Origin of the sequence: Streptomyces sp. NPDC096193 (assembly GCF_040302905.1) — a bacterium.
Lineage (GTDB): Bacteria > Actinomycetota > Actinomycetes > Streptomycetales > Streptomycetaceae > Streptomyces.
The window spans coordinates 1-1,060 of sequence record NZ_JBEOSJ010000072.1 but is presented as its reverse complement, the minus strand read 5'-3'; the positions used below and the strand labels follow the sequence as shown (position 1 = coordinate 1,060).

Annotated in this window: 1 rRNA gene; it reads left to right on the top strand. The window is 57.6% G+C overall.

Annotated features, from left to right (window positions below):
- A 23S ribosomal RNA gene (locus tag ABTX78_RS36085) occupies nt 1-1,060 on the top strand; the annotation flags it as partial.

Below are 1,060 nucleotides of genomic sequence, written 5' to 3'. Positions count from 1 at the left end.
GTCGTGACTGCGTGCCTTTTGAAGAATGAGCCTGCGAGTTTGCGGTGTGTTGCGAGGTTAACCCGTGTGGGGAAGCCGTAGCGAAAGCGAGTCCGAATAGGGCGATTTAGTAGCGCGCTCAAGACCCGAAGCGGAGTGATCTAGCCATGGGCAGGTTGAAGCGGCTGTAAGAGGTCGTGGAGGACCGAACCCACCAGGGTTGAAAACCTGGGGGATGACCTGTGGTTAGGGGTGAAAGGCCAATCAAACTCCGTGATAGCTGGTTCTCCCCGAAATGCATTTAGGTGCAGCGTCGTGTGTTTCTTGCCGGAGGTAGAGCACTGGATAGGCGATGGGCCCTACCGGGTTACTGACCTTAGCCAAACTCCGAATGCCGGTAAGTGAGAGCACGGCAGTGAGACTGTGGGGGATAAGCTCCATGGTCGAGAGGGAAACAGCCCAGAGCATCGACTAAGGCCCCTAAGCGTACGCTAAGTGGGAAAGGATGTGGAGTCGCAGAGACAACCAGGAGGTTGGCTTAGAAGCAGCCACCCTTGAAAGAGTGCGTAATAGCTCACTGGTCAAGTGATTCCGCGCCGACAATGTAGCGGGGCTCAAGCGTACCGCCGAAGTCGTGTCATTCGTACACATATCCCCAACGGGAGTACGGATGGGTAGGGGAGCGTCGTGTGCCGGGTGAAGCCGCGCCGGAAGGCAGTGGTGGACGGTTCACGAGTGAGAATGCAGGCATGAGTAGCGATACACACGTGAGAAACGTGTGCGCCGATTGACTAAGGGTTCCTGGGTCAAGCTGATCTGCCCAGGGTAAGTCGGGACCTAAGGCGAGGCCGACAGGCGTAGTCGATGGACAACCGGTTGATATTCCGGTACCCGCTTTGAAACGCCCAATATCGAGCCCATTGATGCTAAGCCCGTGAAGCCGTTCCGGACCCTTCGGGGAATGGAAAGTGGTGGAGCCGGCGATCCAAGATGGTAGTAGGTAAGCGATGGGGTGACGCAGGAAGGTAGTCCAGCCCGGGCGGTGGTTGTCCCGGGGTAAGGGTGTAGGCCGAGGGGTAGG